14 protein-coding genes and 1 pseudogene are annotated in these 15,774 nt (G+C 70.3%); 6 read left to right on the forward strand and 9 right to left on the reverse strand.

Annotation, left to right across the window (positions count from 1 at the left end):
• Positions 1-12: 12 nt before the first annotated feature.
• Together ABIC29_RS08140 and ABIC29_RS08145 are read right to left on the reverse strand one after the other, a co-directional pair.
• Positions 13-615: a gamma carbonic anhydrase family protein gene (locus tag ABIC29_RS08140; protein ID WP_354244198.1), complete on the reverse strand. Its 603-nt coding sequence runs from the start codon at positions 613-615 to the stop codon at positions 13-15.
• Positions 615-1,553 (reverse strand): COX15/CtaA family protein, encoded by a 939-nt coding sequence (locus ABIC29_RS08145; protein ID WP_354244200.1) that lies wholly within the window; start codon positions 1,551-1,553, stop codon positions 615-617. The genes ABIC29_RS08140 and ABIC29_RS08145 overlap by 1 nt, the downstream gene beginning before the upstream one ends.
• Before the next feature lie 247 nt (positions 1,554-1,800).
• Here ABIC29_RS08145 and sufB point away from each other — a divergent pair, with 247 nt between their 5' ends.
• Genes sufB through ABIC29_RS08170 form a run of 5 tightly spaced genes read left to right on the forward strand, consistent with a single transcriptional unit; the run spans position 1,801 to position 5,913 of the window.
• On the forward strand, positions 1,801-3,219 hold the full coding sequence (gene sufB, locus ABIC29_RS08150; RefSeq protein ID WP_116081656.1) for a Fe-S cluster assembly protein SufB: 1,419 nt from the start codon (positions 1,801-1,803) through the stop codon (positions 3,217-3,219).
• 44 nt (positions 3,220-3,263) lie between these two features.
• On the forward strand, positions 3,264-4,418 hold the full coding sequence (sufD, locus tag ABIC29_RS08155) for a Fe-S cluster assembly protein SufD (RefSeq protein ID WP_354244202.1): 1,155 nt from the start codon (positions 3,264-3,266) through the stop codon (positions 4,416-4,418).
• Position 4,419: 1 nt separating this feature from the next.
• Positions 4,420-4,746, forward strand: coding sequence for a non-heme iron oxygenase ferredoxin subunit (locus ABIC29_RS08160; RefSeq protein ID WP_116081657.1), 327 nt, complete (start codon positions 4,420-4,422; stop codon positions 4,744-4,746).
• Positions 4,747-4,796: 50 nt separating this feature from the next.
• Positions 4,797-5,564, forward strand: a complete 768-nt coding sequence (gene sufC, locus ABIC29_RS08165) for a Fe-S cluster assembly ATPase SufC (RefSeq protein WP_354244205.1) — start codon at positions 4,797-4,799, stop codon at positions 5,562-5,564.
• A gap of 19 nt (positions 5,565-5,583) precedes the next feature.
• A complete protein-coding gene (locus ABIC29_RS08170; protein ID WP_055857683.1) occupies positions 5,584-5,913 on the forward strand; it encodes a metal-sulfur cluster assembly factor in 330 nt (109 codons plus the stop codon).
• Between the two features lie 122 nt (positions 5,914-6,035).
• On the opposite strand, the pseudogene ABIC29_RS08175 reads toward ABIC29_RS08170, so the two are convergent.
• Positions 6,036-8,154, reverse strand: a pseudogene (locus ABIC29_RS08175) (M3 family metallopeptidase).
• Between ABIC29_RS08175 and ABIC29_RS08180 the strand changes: the two are divergent.
• A complete protein-coding gene (locus tag ABIC29_RS08180; protein ID WP_116081660.1) occupies positions 8,134-8,964 on the forward strand; it encodes a methyltransferase domain-containing protein in 831 nt (276 codons plus the stop codon). The pseudogene ABIC29_RS08175 and the gene ABIC29_RS08180 sit on opposite strands and share 21 nt — an antisense overlap.
• A gap of 15 nt (positions 8,965-8,979) precedes the next feature.
• Here the strand turns inward: ABIC29_RS08180 and ABIC29_RS08185 are convergent, their stop codons facing one another.
• From ABIC29_RS08185 to ABIC29_RS08210, 6 genes are all read right to left on the reverse strand, one after another.
• A complete protein-coding gene (locus ABIC29_RS08185) occupies positions 8,980-9,210 on the reverse strand; it encodes a hypothetical protein (RefSeq protein ID WP_116081661.1) in 231 nt (76 codons plus the stop codon).
• A complete protein-coding gene (locus ABIC29_RS08190; protein WP_354244209.1) occupies positions 9,210-9,656 on the reverse strand; it encodes a GNAT family N-acetyltransferase in 447 nt (148 codons plus the stop codon). Before ABIC29_RS08190 ends, ABIC29_RS08185 begins: the two co-directional genes overlap by 1 nt.
• An 8-nt stretch (positions 9,657-9,664) precedes the next feature.
• Positions 9,665-12,247, reverse strand: coding sequence for a valine--tRNA ligase (gene valS / locus ABIC29_RS08195; protein WP_354244211.1), 2,583 nt, complete (start codon positions 12,245-12,247; stop codon positions 9,665-9,667).
• A gap of 94 nt (positions 12,248-12,341) precedes the next feature.
• Positions 12,342-13,973, reverse strand: a complete 1,632-nt coding sequence (locus ABIC29_RS08200) for an ATP-binding cassette domain-containing protein (protein ID WP_354244213.1) — start codon at positions 13,971-13,973, stop codon at positions 12,342-12,344.
• The gene (locus ABIC29_RS08205) at positions 13,970-14,824 is read right to left on the reverse strand and encodes an ABC transporter permease (RefSeq protein WP_116081665.1); all 855 of its coding nucleotides are present in this window, start codon (positions 14,822-14,824) and stop codon (positions 13,970-13,972) included. The genes ABIC29_RS08200 and ABIC29_RS08205 overlap by 4 nt, the downstream gene beginning before the upstream one ends.
• Complete coding sequence (locus tag ABIC29_RS08210) at positions 14,821-15,771, reverse strand: ABC transporter permease (protein ID WP_116081666.1); 951 nt, start codon at positions 15,769-15,771, stop codon at positions 14,821-14,823. The genes ABIC29_RS08205 and ABIC29_RS08210 overlap by 4 nt, the downstream gene beginning before the upstream one ends.
• Between the last annotated feature and the right edge of the window lie 3 nt (positions 15,772-15,774).

Raw genomic sequence — 15,774 nt, forward strand, 5'->3', positions numbered from 1 at the left:
TCGGATGTCGCGTCAGCCCTCGTCGCCGATGATCACGTCGTCGTCGTGGGCGGCGTAGAACGCCGACTGCCGCCGCATGATCTCTGCCATGCCGGCGGAGCGGTCGACCCCGTAGGCGGTGCCCGGGAAGTCGAGGGTGCGCTGCACCGCCCAGATCTCGTCGTGTCGGTCTGGACCGAACAGCTGCGCGGGGGTGCCGACGGCGACCCACCCGATGGGAACCACCGCGCCGGGCTCGAGCGTCGTGTTCACCTGGACGACGGCGTTCACGCGCACCTCGGCGCCCGCGCCGACGACCGCGCCGGGGAACAGGGCTGCGCCGGTGGCGATGAACGCGTCGTCGCCGATCGTGGCCCCGCTGACGTGGGCGTGCGGCCCGATCATGACGTGTGAGCCGACGATGGCGGGATGGTCGTGCCGACCGCGGATCACGGCGTGCTCGAGCACGACGGTCTCCGCTCCGATGCGCACCCGGCCGTCCTCGGCCGTGAGCACGGCGCCGTGCAGGATGCGCGCACCTGCCTCGATGACGACGTCGCCCGAGACGATCGCGCCGGGCGCCACCGTGGCCGCGGGGGAGATGCGCGGTTCGCGGCCACGATGACGGACGAGCATCAGCGCGTGGCGGCCTCGACCGGCGAGGCGGCCGTCGCGGCATCCGCCGTCACCGGCCGCTTCAAGTGCAGGATCACGACGGTCATGGTCGCGGCCGTCAGCGCGGCGAGCACCATGTGGATGCCGACCGCGAGCGGCGGCAGGCCGTTGCGCGCCTGGTAGAGGCCGACGGCGATCTGCACGAGTTCGACGGCGAGCAGCACGATCGCCCAGCGGAGCGTCGGCAGTTTCAGCGTCGCGGCGCCGATCACGAGCGCGATCGTCAGGGCGAACATCGCGTAGCCGGGCCACGCGTGCACGTGCTCGAGCAACTCGGCGTTGAAGCCGTTGCGACCCGCCGCGGCATCGCCCGAGTGGGGGCCCGCGCCGGTCGTGAGGACGCCGAACACGATCGAGATCGCGAGCACGGCGCTCGTGGCATGCGCGAGCGCGAGGTACCAGCCGGGCACGGCGCGTTCGCGAGGACCGGGCGCGGAGTCCATGCGCGCGAGGAACGCGGCCGCCACGCAGACGAGCAGCAGCGATGACACGTAGTGGAAGCCCACGATGAACGGGTTGAGGCCGGTCCACACCGTGATGCCGCCGACGATCGCCTGCGCGACGATGCCCGCGCCGACGATGAAGGACAGCGTGAACAGGTCCCGGCGCTCGGCGCGGATGCGCCAGACGAGGATGAACAGGACCAGCGCGACGATGCCCACGACGCCGGTCATGAGCCGGTTGCCGAACTCGATCAGAGAGTGGTAGCTGAGCTCCTCGGTCGGCACGAGCGAGTCGGCCGTGCAGGTGGGCCACGTGGGGCACCCGAGGCCGGATCCGGTGAGGCGCACGGCACCGCCGGTGGCGATGATCGTCGTCTGCGCGAGGAACGAGAGCCACGCGAAGAAGCGGATGCGGCGGTCGACGCGGTCGGGGAGCCACGCGATGAAGCGGTTCACGCTGGGGGTCCTGCTCCGGGTCTGCTGTGCTGGCGCTGGGAGTACGGACCAGGCGGCGGCGCGACCCTATAGACTTGGTGGGTTGGAGACCGCGAGGCGCGCGAGATCGCGCGAGGCGGGTACCCACACATCTTAGGTTCGCATTGACGCCACCCGCACATCATCACCATCTCCAAGAGCGCCTCGACTCACGGGAGGCGATGGGCCGGACTGATAGCCGGTTGCACGGGAGGAGAAGAGGGAGAGCATGACGGACGTACTGATCGACCGGCCGGAACTCGAAGGACTCGGAACGTACGAGTTCGGATGGGCCGACTCCGACGCGGCTGGGGCCTCGGCCCGACGCGGAATCTCGCCGGAGGTCGTCGCCGACATCTCCGCGCTGAAGTCGGAGCCCGAATGGATGCTGCAGCGACGCCAGCGCGCCCTGCAGCTCTTCGAGCGCAAGCCGATGCCAACGTGGGGCGCGGATCTCTCCGAGATCGACTTCGACAACATCAAGTACTTCGTGCGCTCGACCGAGAAGCAGGCCCAGACCTGGGAAGACCTGCCCGATGACATCAAGAACACGTACGAGAAGCTCGGCATCCCCGAGGCGGAGCGCCAGCGCCTCGTCGCCGGCGTCGCCGCGCAGTACGAGTCCGAGGTGGTCTACCACCAGATCAACGAAGAGCTCGAGCGCCAGGGCGTCATCTTCATGGACACCGACACCGCGCTGAAGGAGCACCCCGAGTTCTTCGAGGAGTACTTCGGCACCGTGATCCCGGCCGGCGACAACAAGTTCGCCGCGCTGAACACGGCCGTATGGTCGGGCGGCTCGTTCGTCTACGTCCCGCCGGGCGTGCACGTCGAGATCCCGCTGCAGGCCTACTTCCGCATCAACACCGAGAACATGGGCCAGTTCGAGCGCACGCTGATCATCGCCGACGAGGACAGCTACGTGCACTACATCGAGGGCTGCACGGCCCCGATCTACAAGTCCGACTCGCTGCACTCGGCCGTCGTCGAGATCATCGTGAAGAAGAACGCCCGCGTTCGCTACACGACGATCCAGAACTGGTCGAACAACGTCTACAACCTCGTCACCAAGCGGGCCACCGCAGCCGAGGGCGCCACCATGGAGTGGGTCGACGGCAACATCGGCTCCAAGGTCACCATGAAGTACCCGTCGATCTTCCTCATGGGCGAGCACGCCAAGGGCGAGACGCTCTCGGTCGCCTTCGCCGGCCCCGGCCAGCACCAGGACGCCGGCGCGAAGATGATCCACATGGCGCCGTACACGCAGTCGTCGATCGTCTCGAAGTCGATCGCCCGCGGGGGAGGCCGAGCCGGCTACCGCGGCGAGGTGCGCATCGACGCGAACGCGCACCACTCGGCGAACAGCGTCGTGTGCGACGCCCTGCTCGTCGACACGATCTCGCGCTCCGACACCTACCCGGCCATCGACATCCGCGTCGACGACGTGAAGCTCGGTCACGAGGCGACGGTGTCGAAGGTCAGCGAGGAGCAGCTCTTCTACCTCATGAGCCGCGGCATCGACGAGACCGAGGCCATGTCGATGATCGTGCGCGGCTTCATCGAGCCGATCGCACGCGAGCTCCCCATGGAGTACGCGATGGAACTCAACAAGCTCATCGAGATGGGCATGGAAGGATCGGTGGGCTAGCAGTGACCGCCCAGATGACCAGCACAGCACAGCGTTCATCTCCTATGGCCACTCCCGGACAGCACGGCCTCGTCGCGCATTCCGACGGCGCCTTCGTGCCCGTGCAGACGCGCTCCGAGCGGTTCCGCTCGGTGAACGTCGAGGACTTCGAGCCGGTCAACGGCCGCGAGCACGAGTGGAAGCTCTCCCCGGTCGCGGCGTTCGCCGACCTCACGGGCGGCGAGCTCGACGGGTCGCGCCTGACGATCGAGACGACGGATGTCGCGGGCGTCGCGTTCTCCTACATCCCTCGCGACGATGCGCGCATCGGCGCGGCGGGCACGCCTGAGGATCGCGCGAGCGCGAACGCCTGGTCGGCGTTCGGCGAGGCACTCCTCGTCTCCGTCACCGGCGAAGACGAGAAGGTCGCGTTCGTGACCCGCGCCGAACTCCGCGACCGGCCGCGCGCCGCGCACACCGTCATCGAGGCGGCGCCGAACAGCCGGGGCTTCGTGGTGCTCGCCGGCACGGGCAGCGCCCGTCTCAGCGAGAACGTCGAGATCATCGTCGGCGACGGAGCCTCGCTCACGGTCGTCTCGCTGCAGGAATGGGACGACGAGGCCGTCCACCTCTCGAGCCAGTTCGCGCGCCTCGGCCGCGACTCGTTCCTGAAGCACATCGTGGTCTCCCTCGGCGGCAAGGTCGTCCGGGTGAACCCGTCGACCCACCTCGCGGAGCAGGGTGCCGACATCGAGTCGCTCGGCCTCTACTTCGCCGACGCCGGTCAGCACCTCGAGCAGCAGGTCTTCGTGCACCACGACGCACCGCACACGAAGAGCCGCGTGACCTACAAGGGCGCGCTGCAGGGTGCTGGCGCGCGCACCGTCTGGATCGGCGACGTGCTCATCGGCAACGCCGCGGTCGGCACCGACAGCTACGAGCAGAACCGCAACCTCGTGCTCACCGAGGGCACCCGCGCCGACTCGGTGCCGAACCTCGAGATCGAGACGGGCGACATCGAGGGCGCCGGGCACGCGAGTGCCACGGGCCGCTTCGACGACGAGCAGCTCTTCTACCTCATGGCGCGCGGCATCCGAGAAGACGAGGCACGTCGTCTCGTCGTGCGAGGCTTCCTCACCGACATCGTGCAGAAGATCGGCTCGGCCGACCTCGAGGCCCGCCTCACGGCGGCGATCGAGGCCGAACTGGAAGGTCGCTGACGTGGCATCCGTTCGTGTCTGCTCCGTGGGCGACCTCGCCGAGAACGAGGCGTCGCGCTTCGTGCTCGAGGGCGTGCCGATCGCCGTCGTCAAGGACTCCGCCGGCCAGGTCTTCGCCATCGGCGACACCTGCACCCACGGTGACATCTCCCTCGCCGAGGGCTTCGTCGAGGACGACACGCTCGAGTGCTGGGCGCACGGCTCGAAGTTCTCGCTGAAGACCGGCAAGCCGCTCACGCTCCCCGCCTACGAACCCGTGCCCGTCTACCAGGTGGAGATCACCGACGGCGACGTGCACATCGACCCCGCGGTCACCCTGGCCGTCTGAATCAGTTTCCGGCCCGCGCGGCCGACAATCGAAAGAGAACCCCCATCACCATGTCCGTGCTCGAGATCAAGAACCTGCACGTCAACGTCGAGACCGACCAGGGAACCCGCGAGATCCTCCGCGGTGTCGACCTCGTCATCAACGAGGGCGAGATCCACGCCATCATGGGCCCGAACGGCTCCGGCAAGTCGACGCTCGCCTACACGATCGCCGGCCACCCGAAGTACACCGTCGTCGAGGGCGAGATCCTCCTCGACGGCGAGAACGTGCTCGAGATGAGCGTCGACGAGCGTGCGCGCGTCGGCATCTTCCTGGCCATGCAGTACCCCGTCGAGATCCCCGGGGTCACGGTCACCAACTTCCTCCGCACCGCGAAGACCGCGATCGACGGCGAGGCGCCGTCGGTGCGCACGTGGGTCAAGGACGTGCGCGAGTCGATGAAGAACCTCAAGATGGACAAGGCCTTCGCCGAGCGCAACGTCAACGAGGGCTTCTCGGGCGGCGAGAAGAAGCGCAACGAGATCCTGCAGCTCGAGCTGCTGAAGCCGAAGTTCGCGGTGCTCGACGAGACCGACTCCGGCCTCGACGTCGACGCGCTGAAGATCGTGTCCGAGGGCGTCAACCGCGCCAAGGCGAACACCGGCCTCGGTGTCCTGCTCATCACGCACTACACGCGCATCCTCCGGTACATCAAGCCCGACTTCGTGCACGTGTTCGTCGCCGGCCGCATCGCCGAGCAGGGCGGCCCCGAGCTCGCCGACCGTCTCGAGGAAGAGGGCTACGACCGCTACCAGGTCGCCGAGTCGGCGGCCGAGTAGGCGCGAGTAGAATCCGATCATGGCCACCTCACTCGCTCCTGAGCGCTACGACGAGGTCGAAGAGGCGCTGAAAGACGTCGTCGACCCCGAGCTCGGCGTCAACGTCGTCGATCTCGGCCTCATCTACGACCTCGGATGGGATGACGAGAACAACGCGCTCATCATCCACATGACGCTCACGAGCGCCGGATGCCCGCTCACCGACGTGCTCGAAGAGCAGACCGCCGAGGCGCTCGACGGCGTCGTGGAGGCGTTCCGCATCAACTGGGTGTGGATGCCGCCGTGGGGCCCCGAGCGCATCACCGACGACGGCCGCGACATGATGCGCGCGCTCGGCTTCGCGATCTGAGCCGCAGCGCCACGACCATTCCGGATGCCCCGTGCAGCACGCCTGCACGGGGCATCCGTCGTCTCGGGTGATCCACGGGCACGGGGCGTCCGCGGTTCCCCCTCGGCTGAGACCGTCAGCCCTCAGCCGAGGCCGCGTCTCGCGAGGAGCGGTCCGATCGACGCCTCCCGACCGAGCAGCGAGCGAATCGACTCCCGCGGGTCGCGTGAGCCGCCCGGACCGAGGATCTCCCGACGGAAGCGGTCGCCGTTCGCCCGTGTGGCCCCGCCGTTGACCTCGAACCAGGCCATGATGTCGGCGCCGGGCACCTCGCTCCAGATGTACGAGTAGTAGCCCGCGTCGTACCCCCCCGGCGAAGACGTGGGCGAAGTACGTGCTCGCATAGCGCGGTGGCACGAGGGGGTGCGCGAGACCGATCTCCACGAGCGCGGCCTGCTCGAACGCCGCGACGACGTCGACGCCGTGGGGCGCGTCCTCGGCGACGGGGCCCGATCCGGCCGCGATCCGGTGCCACGCCTGGTCGAGGGCCGCGGCGGCGAGGTACTCGGCGGTCGAGAACCCCGACTCGATGCCGGCGGTGGCCCGCAGACGATCTTGGAGCTGCTGCGGCATCCGCTCGCCCGTCTCGTGGTGCACGGCGAAGCTCGCCATCACCTCGGGGCGGAGCAGCCAGAGCTCGTTCACCTGGCTGGGCAGCTCGACGAAGTCGCGGAAGACGCGCGTGCCGGCATGCGACGGGAACCGCACCCGCGCGAGCAGTCCGTGCAGGGCATGGCCGAACTCGTGGAAGAGGGTTCCGGCCTCGTCGAAGGTGAGCAGCGTGGGCTCGCCTGGAGCGGGCTTCGGGATGTTCAGGTTGTTGACGACCACGGGGAGTCGCCCAGTCATGTCGGACTGCTCGAAGAGCGAGCTCATCCACGCACCCCCGCGCTTGGAATCGCGCGTGTACGCATCGAGGAGGTACAGGCCGACGGGGTCGCCGTCGTGTTCGAACACCTCGTACACCCGGGTGTCGGGGTGATAGCCGATCAGGTCGGGCCGGGCCTCGAAGGTGAGCCCGTAGAGCAGGTTCGCGGCATGGAAGACGCCGTCGACGAGCACGCGCTCGAACTCGAGGTACTGCCGCACCTCGGCGGGGTCGAGCGCATCGCGCTCCGCGGCGACCTGGTCGGCGAGGAAGGCCCAGTCGGATGCCGCGACCTCGCGCGCGCCGACGGACGCCGCCCTCGCCGAGAGCTGTTCGCGCTCGCGTTCGACGTTGCGCATCGCGGGCCCCGTGAGCTCGGCGAGGAGCGTGGCGACGGCCTCGGGGGAGCCGGCCGTCTGCCCTGCGGTCACGGCGGCGGCGTGCGAGTCGAATCCGAGCAGCGCCGCTCGCTCGGCGCGCAACCGCACGATCTCGAGCAGGATCGCCCTGGTGTCGTGGTCGCCGCCGTGGCGCCCGCGATCGCGCGAGGCGGTGAGCAGGGCGTCGCGCGTCGCGGGGTTCGCGAGGGTGGCGAGCGCCGGCTGGCCGGTCGGCAGGACGAGCGTCACGAGCCAGCCCTCGAGTCCGCGGGATGCCGCGGCCTCGCGCGCGGCCGACGCCGCGCCCTCGTCGAGACCGGCGACGTCGTCGGGCTCGACGAGGTGCAGGGCGAGGTCGTTCGTGTCGGCGAGCAGGTGCTGCTGGAACGCGGTCGTGAGCACCGAGAGGCGCTGGTTCTGCTCACCCAGGCGCGCACGACTGCCCTCGTCGAGTGCGGCACCGGCGAGCACCGCGTCGTGGTGGGCGCGCTCGACGAGGTACCGCTCATCGGGGTCGAGACCGAGCACGTCGAGTCGTTCGAAGAGCGACTGCACCCGGGCGAAGACACGCTGATCGAGGCGGATCGCATCGCGATGGGCTGCGAGAAGCGGGGCGAAGCGTGCATCGATCGCCTCGATCTCATCGTTCGTGTCGGCCGAGCTCGCGTTCTCGAACACGGCGAGCACGCGCTCGAGTGCGAGGCCCGCCCGCTCCAGCGGCAGCATCGTGTTGGCGAAGGTCGGTTCGTCGGGATCGCTCGCGACGGCCTCCACCGCCGCACGCTGCTCGGCCATCGTCGTCTCGAGCGCCTCGGCGTAGTGATCGTGCCGGATGAGGGCGAACAACGGCAGGCCGTAGGGGAGCGGGCTCGGTTCGAGGAGCGGGTTCGTCACGTCGTCCATCCGCCGACCATATCGGCCTAAAGTCGAAGGATGACCAGCACCACACCGCATGACGCGGCCCCCAGAGACGTCTACACGCACGGCCACCACGAGAGCGTGCTCCGCTCGCACACCTGGCGCACGGTCGAGAACTCCGCGGCGTACCTCGTGGCGCATCTGCGCGAGGGGCTCGACGTGCTGGACCTCGGCAGCGGACCGGGCACCATCACGATCGACCTCGCCCGCCGGGTCCGTCCCGGACACGTGATCGGCGTCGACGCGTCGGCCGACATCGTCGCCCAGGCGAACGGACTCGCAGCGAGTTCAGCCGTCGACAACGTGGAGTTCCGCGTCGGGGACGCGTACGCGCTCGAGTTCGAGGACGACTCGTTCGACGTCGTGCACGCGCACCAGGTCATGCAGCACCTCCTGCATCCGGTCGATGCGCTGCGCGAACTGCGCCGCGTGCTCCGTCCCGGCGGCGTGCTCGCGGTTCGCGATGTCGACTACGGCGGCGTGCTCACCGCGCCCGCCAGCGATGCACTCACGCGCTGGCTGGAGCTCTACCATGCGGTGCACGCATGGAACGGCGGCGAAGCCGACGCCGGCCGGCACCTCAAGGCGTGGGTGCGCGAAGCAGGATTCACCGACGTGACGGCGACGGGCTCCGTGTGGGTGTTCGCCTCGGACGCCGAACGCGAATGGTGGGGCGAGTCCTGGGCGTTGCGGGCGACCGAGTCGGCATTCGCCGTGCACGCGATCGAGTCCGGCAACTCGAACACCGGCGAACTGCAGCGGATCTCCGCCGGCTGGCTCGCCTGGGTGTCCGACCCGGACGGGTGGATGCTGATGCCGCACGGAGAGGTCATCGCGCGGGCGTGAGCGTGACCGCCCCCGTCACCAGTCTTCGTCGGCGTCGCCCTCGGTGCCGGGCTCGGCGACTCCGGCGAGCGTGACCCGGGTTCCGTCGTCGAGCTCGGCGATCGGTCGGCCCTCGAGCCACGTGAGGGTCCAATGACCTGCGCCGTCGCCTCGTCGAGCCTCGACCGCGACGATCTGTTCGCGCAGCTCGGGCGGAACCGAGACCGGCGGCTGCGCACCGAGCGCCCAACGGGTTCCGAGCTGCATCAGGCGTGCATCTCGTAGGTGACCCAGCTGGTCCGCGTCGCGACCTCGTCGTAGATGCGCTGGGCGGCGGCGTTGTCGGCCGCAGTGATCCACGAGACCCCGCCGGAACCGACCTCGGCCGCACGCGCATGCACGAACTCGATGAGCTCGCGGCCGAGGCCCGCGCCGCGCGCCCCCTCGTCGACGTACAGGTCGTCGAGGTGCATGCCCCGCGTCGCCGAGAGGCTGTCGGGCACGACGCGGAAATGCGCGAGACCGACCGGCTTGCCCGCGTCGTCGACCGCGAGCGCGGCCTGCAGCGGGTCGTGCTCGTCGCTGATCCAGTTCCAGACGATGAGCGCCTTGGCGTCGTCGAGCTCGGTCTCGTAGAACCGGCAGTACGCCTCGAACAGCGGCAACCAGCCGAAGAAGTCGTCTTCGGCTGCGAGTCGGATCTCGTATGTCATGTGGCCCCCTATGCCTCCGGCGTTTCGAGTTCGATGTCACGGACCTCGAATTCGTCGGCTTCGACGAACTCGAGCTCTGCGATGCGCCCCACCGCACGCAGGTCCGATGCGACGGCCGTGAGCAGTGCCACGGTCGCTGCGGGTGCGGCGATCACCGCACGGGTCACCGGCGTCTTCTGCGACGCCTTCGCGGCGGTCTTCGCGCGACGGATGCCGGTGAGTGCGAGGCTCGAGATGACGAGCAGCTCGGTGCCCGCCTCGCCGCGAGCCGCGAGTTCGTCGAGGGTGGGCCAGGCCGCGTGGTGCACCGAGCCCTCGTTCGACCAGCTCCAGACCTCTTCGGTCGCGAACGGGATCACCGGGGCGAACAGGCGCAGCAGCACCGCGAGCGCGGTCTTCAGCGCAGCGACGGCCGAAGCCTGCTCGGCGCTCGGCTCTCCGTAGGCGCGCTCCTTGACGAGCTCGAGGTAGTCGTCGCAGAAGGTCCAGAAGAAAGTCTCGGACAGTTCGAGCGCGCGAGCGTGGTCGTACGACTCGAGCGACTTCGTGGCCTTCGCGACCACCTCGGCGAGCTCGGCGAGCATGCTCCGGTCGACGGGCTCCGTGACCGCGGCATCCGCAGCGCCCTCGAACCCGAGGATGAACTTCGCCGCGTTCAGCACCTTGATGGCGAGGCGTCGGCCGATCTTCACCTGGGTCGGGTTCTGCGGGTCGAACGACGCGTCGGTGCCGAGCCGCGAGGATGCGGCCCAGTACCGCACGGCGTCGGAGCCGTGCTGCTCGAGCAGGCCGGCCGGGGTCACGACGTTGCCCTTCGACTTGGACATCTTCTTGCGGTCGGGGTCGACGATGAAGCCCGAGATCGCCGCGTTCTTCCAGGGTGCCGTGCCGTGCTCGAGCTCGGCACGGAGCGTCGAGCTGAACAGCCAGGTGCGGATGATGTCCTGACCCTGGGGGCGCAGCGAGTACGGGTAGACGAGGTCGAACAGTTCGGGGTCGCGCTCCCAGCCGCCCGCGAGCTGCGGGGTCAGCGACGAGGTCGCCCAGGTGTCCATGACGTCGTGCTCGCCGATGAAGCCGCCGGGTGCACCACGCTGGGCCTCGTCGAACCCGGGTGCGGGCGCCGACGAGGGGTCGACGGGAAGGATGTCGCGCGTGGCGACGATCGGCTCGTCGAACTTCGGGTCGCCGGCCTCGTCGAGGGGGTACCAGACGGGGATCGGCACGCCGAAGAAGCGCTGGCGCGACACGAGCCAGTCGCCGGACAGGCCGCCGACCCAGTTCTCGTAGCGCACGCGCATGAAGTCGGGGTGCCAGTCGATGCCGCGGCCGTGCTCGAGCAGGCGCTCCTTGAGACCGGCGTCGCGGGCGCCGTTGCTGATGTACCACTGGCGGGTCGAGACGATCTCGAGCGGGCGGTCGCCCTTCTCGAAGAACTTCACCGGGTGGGTGATCGCCTTGGGCTCGCCGAGCAGGTCGCCGGATGCGCGCAGCAGGTCGACGACGGCCGCCTTGGCCGAGAACGCCGTCTTGCCGGCGATCTCGGCGAACGCGGCACGGCCGGCCTCGCTCGTGATGGCCTCGGGCGCCTCGGCGATGATGCGGCCGTCGAAGCCCACGATCGCGCGGTTCGGCAGGTCGAGCTCGCGCCACCACACGACGTCGGTGACGTCGCCGAAGGTGCAGATCATGGCGATGCCGGTGCCCTTGTCCTTCTGGGCGAGGTGGTGGGCCAGCACGGGCACCTCGACGCCGAACACGGGCGAGGTCACGGTCGTGCCGAAGAGCGGCTGGTAGCGCTCGTCGTCGGGGTGCGCGACGAGTGCGACGCAGGCCGCGATGAGCTCGGGGCGGCTCGTCTCGATCTCGATCGTGCCGCTGTCGGTGCGGTGGAACGACACGCGGTGGTAGTGACCGGGCTGCTCGCGGTCCTCGAGTTCGGCCTGGGCGACGGCCGTGCGGAACGTGACGTCCCACAGGGTGGGCGCGAGGGCCTGGTAGGCCTCGCCGCGCTCGACGTTGCGCACGAAGGCGAGCTGGGAGGTGAAGATCGCCTCGTCGGCGATCGTGCGGTAGCTCTGCTTCCAGTCGACCGAGAGGCCGAGCGTGCGCCAGAGCGCCTCGAACTGCTTCTCGTCTTCGACGGTGAGGCGCTCGCACAGCTCGATGAAGTTGCGGCGGCTGATCGGCTTCTGGTCTGCGGCCTTCGTCGACTTGCCGTCGCCGCCCTCGAAGGGGGGAACGAAGTCGGGCTCGTAGGGCAGCGTCGGGTCGCAGCGGACGCCGTAGTAGTTCTGGACGCGGCGCTCGGTGGGCAGGCCGTTGTCGTCCCAGCCCATCGGGTAGAAGACCTTGCGGCCGCGCATGCGCTGGAAGCGCGCCATGACGTCGGTGTGCGTGTACGAGAACACGTGGCCGATGTGCAGCGAGCCGGAGGCGGTGGGCGGAGGCGTGTCGATCGAGTAGATCGTCTCGCGCGTGGCGTCTGCGCGGGGGAAGGTGTAGACCCCGTCGCGCTCCCACGCGTCGGCCCAGACCGTCTCGAGCCCTTCGAGGGCGGGCTTGTCGGGGATGCGCGACGTGTCGGTCATGATGCTCCGGTTCGATATCGGCGGCACCGAGTCAATGGTGAGGTGCCTGAATGTGCGACGCTCAAGCCTAGCGGAACGCGGCTGGACCCTCGGATCACGGGATTCGCGGAGAGTCCCTGATGAGCGCCGCGGTGACCTCGTGCTGCGGCGCGGTGAACACCCGCTCGGCGTCACCGTGCTCGATGACCCGGCCGTTGCGCATGACCGCGACGGTGTCGCTCATGTGGCGGATCACGCCCAGGTCGTGCGAGATGAAGAGCATCGCGAGGCCGTGCACGCGCTGCAGCTCGTCGAACAGGTCGAGCACGCGCGCCTGCACGGTCGCGTCGAGCGCCGAGACCGGCTCGTCGCAGACGAGCACGTCGGGTGATCCCGCCAGGGCCCGGGCGATGGCGACGCGCTGACGCTGGCCTCCCGACAGGGCGAGCGGATGCCGCGAGGCGGCGTCCACGGGAACGTGCACCTGGTCGAGCAGCGCCGTGACCGCGGCATTCGACACCTCGCGCTGCCCGGCGACGAGGGCGTCGCGGAGGATGCGACCCACGTTCCACCGCGGATCGAAGGATCCGAACGCGTCCTGGTAGACGGCCGCGATGCGCGACCGGCGGGTGCGGCGATCGCGCTCGGGCAACGGCGTCCAGGGTTCCCCGGCGAGGCGAACCTCGCCCGCGTCGGGTGCGGTCAGGCCGAGGGCCAGGCGTGCGAGCGTGGTCTTGCCCGAGCCCGATTCGCCGACGAGGCCGAGCGTGCGGCCCGGGTCGACCCGGAACGAGACCTCCTGCACCGCATGCGTGGTGCCGCCGCCGGCGCGGAACGACTTCGAGAGGCCGACGCCCTCGATGGCCGGCGGGCGTGCCGGACCGGACCGCGGTGGGCGCGGCGGATCGGACTCGGGTTCTGCCGGGGCTGCGGCCTGACGGTCGCGGACGACGAGCCGGGCTCCCCGCGGCACGTCGGTCGGCACGGCGTCGATGAGTGCACGGGTGACCGGATGCCGCGGCGCACCGAGGATCTCGGCCGTCGGCCCGGTCTCGACCACCGCTCCGTCGTCGAGCACGACCACCGTGTCGGCGATGCGGGAGACGACGGCGAGGTCGTGGCTGATGAGCAGCACGCCGGTGCCGCGCGCGCGGGCCTCGTCGAGCAGGGCGAGCACCCGGGCCTGCACGCCGACGTCGAGCGCGGTCGTCGGTTCGTCGGCGATGAGCAGCGGCGGATCGAGGGCGAGCGCCGAGGCGATCAGCGCGCGCTGGCGCATTCCGCCCGAGAGCTCGCCCGAGCGCCGGTCGACGGTGAGCGACGGATGCGGCATGCCGACGAGCTCGAGCAGCTCGATCGCCCTGGTCCGTGCCGCCGCGTGCGACATCCGCCGGTGGATCCGGAGCGGGTCGCCGATCTCGCGGCCGATGCTGCGGAGCGGGTCGAGCGACACGAGGGCGTCCTGCAGCACGAGCCCGGCGCCGACCCCGCGCGTGCGGCGCCACTCGCGCTCGCTCGCGCCGCGGCGATCGGCTCCCGCGACGACGAGTCGATCGGCCCGCACCGAGGCGCCGGCTCCTGCGAGTCCGAGCAGCGCCCTGGCCGTGACGCTCTTGCCCGAGCCCGACTCGCCGACGATCGCGACGCAGGTTCCGGCCTCGACCATGAGGTCGACGCCGCGCACCACGTCGCGGCCCGCGCCGAATGAGACGGACAGGCCGCGGACCTCGAGCACGGGGGCGGTCATCGGCGCGCCCCGTCCCGTGCGGCGAGCGCCCGACCGAGCACGGTCGTCGTGATGGTCGTGAGCACGATCATCAGGCCGGGGAAGACGGTGAGCCACCATGCGGTCGTGATGTACGTGCGTCCGGCCGCGAGCATGGCGCCCCATTCCGGTGCGGGCGGCTGCGCGCCGAGGCCGAGGTAGCTGAGCGCCGAGGCCCACACGACGGCCTGCCCGATGCCGAGCGTGGCGAGCACGACGATCGGGGCGAGCGCGTTCGGCAGGATGTGCCTGGCGAGGATCCGCCACCGGCCGTGCCCGAGCACGCGGGCGGCCTCGACGAAACCCGACGAACGCACGGTCACGAGCTCGCCGCGGATGATGCGCGCGTACCCCGGTGCGGTCGAGAGCCCGACGGCGATGGTCGCGGTCACGGGGCCGGGCCCCCAGAGCACGATGACGAGCAGTGCCAGGAGGATGCCGGGGAAGGCGAAGAGCACCTCGTTCACCCGGCCGACGACGAAGTCGAGCACGCGCCCGCCGAGGCCCGCGAGGGCGCCGAGCAGCAGGCCGAGGGCCAACCCGATCGCGGTGGCGCTGACGCCGATGAGGAGCGAGGTTCCGGTGCCCTCGACCACACGGCTGTAGACGTCGCGCCCTGACTCGTCGGTGCCGAACCAGTGCGCGGTCGAGGGCGGCTCGAACGCATCGCGCGGCGCGATCGCGGTGGGGTCGGCCGTCTGCAGCAGGCCGGGCGCGATGGTCGCCACCACGAGGAACGCGACGAACGCGAAGGCCGCGACCGTGCCGGCGCGCGGCGGCCGGGGCAGCGTGCGCCCCGAGACGGCGCGGTTCGAGAGTTCGAGATCGCTCATGCGCGCTCCTCGAGGGAGATGCGCGGGTCCACCGCGCGGGAGACGAGGTCGGTCAGCACCGTCATCGTCACGTACACGAGCGCGACGACCAGCACGACGCCGATGACCACGGGCACGTCGCGCAGCTCGGTCGCGCGCAGCAGGGTGCGGCCGAGGCCGGGCCTGGCGAAGATGGTCTCGACGACGACGGCGCCCGAGATGAGGTACCCGATCGCCCAGCCCGAGAGGTTGACGGCGGGCAGGGCTGCGTGCCGCAGTGCGTGGCGAAGTCGGATGCCGGCCGCGGTCTCGCCGCGAGCGAGCGCCGACGTCGTGAACGGCTGCTCGAGCGCCTCGAGCATCTGCTCGCGCATGAGCTGCGCGAGGAAGCCGGCGAGCGGCACCGCGAGGGTGAGCACCGGGAGCACGAGGCCGGAGGGCGAGCCGTTGGCGACCGGCGGCAGCCAGCCGAGCGACGTCGAGAACACGGCGATGAGCACGGTCGCGAGCCAGAAATGGGGGAGTGCCGCCGCCGTCAGCTCGATGCCGGCGGCGATCGCCCGCCCGATGCGGCCGGCCGAGGTGGACCACAGCGCGAGTCCGATCGCGAACGCCCAGGCGACGACGAGGGCGAGCAGCGCGAGCGTCAGCGTGCCGAGCAGCTGTCCGGCGATGAGGTCGGCGACCGGCGTCTTCAGCGCGTAGGAGTCGCCGAGGTCGCCCGACACGAGTCGAACGAGCATCGAGAGGTACTGCACCGCGAGCGGTTGGTCGAGCCCGTAGTCGGCGCGCACCCGGTCGAGTGCCTCCTGGGAGGCCTGCGATCCCGGTCCGCCGAGGATCGCCTGCGCGGGGTCGCCCGGCACGAGGTGCACCGCGAAGAACGTGAGGGTCGCGACCGCCCAGAGCACGAACACCGCTCCGGCGAGTCGCAGTGCGACCCGCCGGAGCGTTCGGCTTCGTGGCATCCG

The organism is Agromyces sp. PvR057 (assembly GCF_040547485.1).
Classification (GTDB): domain Bacteria; phylum Actinomycetota; class Actinomycetes; order Actinomycetales; family Microbacteriaceae; genus Agromyces.

Excerpts from the sequence above, each read along its gene's own strand:
- valS (WP_354244211.1), bottom strand. The coding sequence starts at position 12,247 with ATGACCGACACGTCGCGCATCCCCGACAAGCCCGCCCTCGAAGGGCTC.
- ABIC29_RS08205 (WP_116081665.1), bottom strand. The coding sequence starts at position 14,824 with ATGAGCGATCTCGAACTCTCGAACCGCGCCGTCTCGGGGCGCACGCTG.
- ABIC29_RS08180 (WP_116081660.1), top strand. The coding sequence starts at position 8,134 with ATGACCAGCACCACACCGCATGACGCGGCCCCCAGAGACGTCTACACG.
- ABIC29_RS08140 (WP_354244198.1), bottom strand. The coding sequence starts at position 615 with ATGCTCGTCCGTCATCGTGGCCGCGAACCGCGCATCTCCCCCGCGGCC.
- ABIC29_RS08170 (WP_055857683.1), top strand. The coding sequence starts at position 5,584 with ATGGCCACCTCACTCGCTCCTGAGCGCTACGACGAGGTCGAAGAGGCG.
- ABIC29_RS08210 (WP_116081666.1), bottom strand. The coding sequence starts at position 15,771 with ATGCCACGAAGCCGAACGCTCCGGCGGGTCGCACTGCGACTCGCCGGA.
- sufD (WP_354244202.1), top strand. The coding sequence starts at position 3,264 with ATGGCCACTCCCGGACAGCACGGCCTCGTCGCGCATTCCGACGGCGCC.
- sufB (WP_116081656.1), top strand. The coding sequence starts at position 1,801 with ATGACGGACGTACTGATCGACCGGCCGGAACTCGAAGGACTCGGAACG.
- sufC (WP_354244205.1), top strand. The coding sequence starts at position 4,797 with ATGTCCGTGCTCGAGATCAAGAACCTGCACGTCAACGTCGAGACCGAC.
- ABIC29_RS08185 (WP_116081661.1), bottom strand. The coding sequence starts at position 9,210 with ATGCAGCTCGGAACCCGTTGGGCGCTCGGTGCGCAGCCGCCGGTCTCG.
- ABIC29_RS08200 (WP_354244213.1), bottom strand. The coding sequence starts at position 13,973 with ATGACCGCCCCCGTGCTCGAGGTCCGCGGCCTGTCCGTCTCATTCGGC.
- ABIC29_RS08190 (WP_354244209.1), bottom strand. The coding sequence starts at position 9,656 with ATGACATACGAGATCCGACTCGCAGCCGAAGACGACTTCTTCGGCTGG.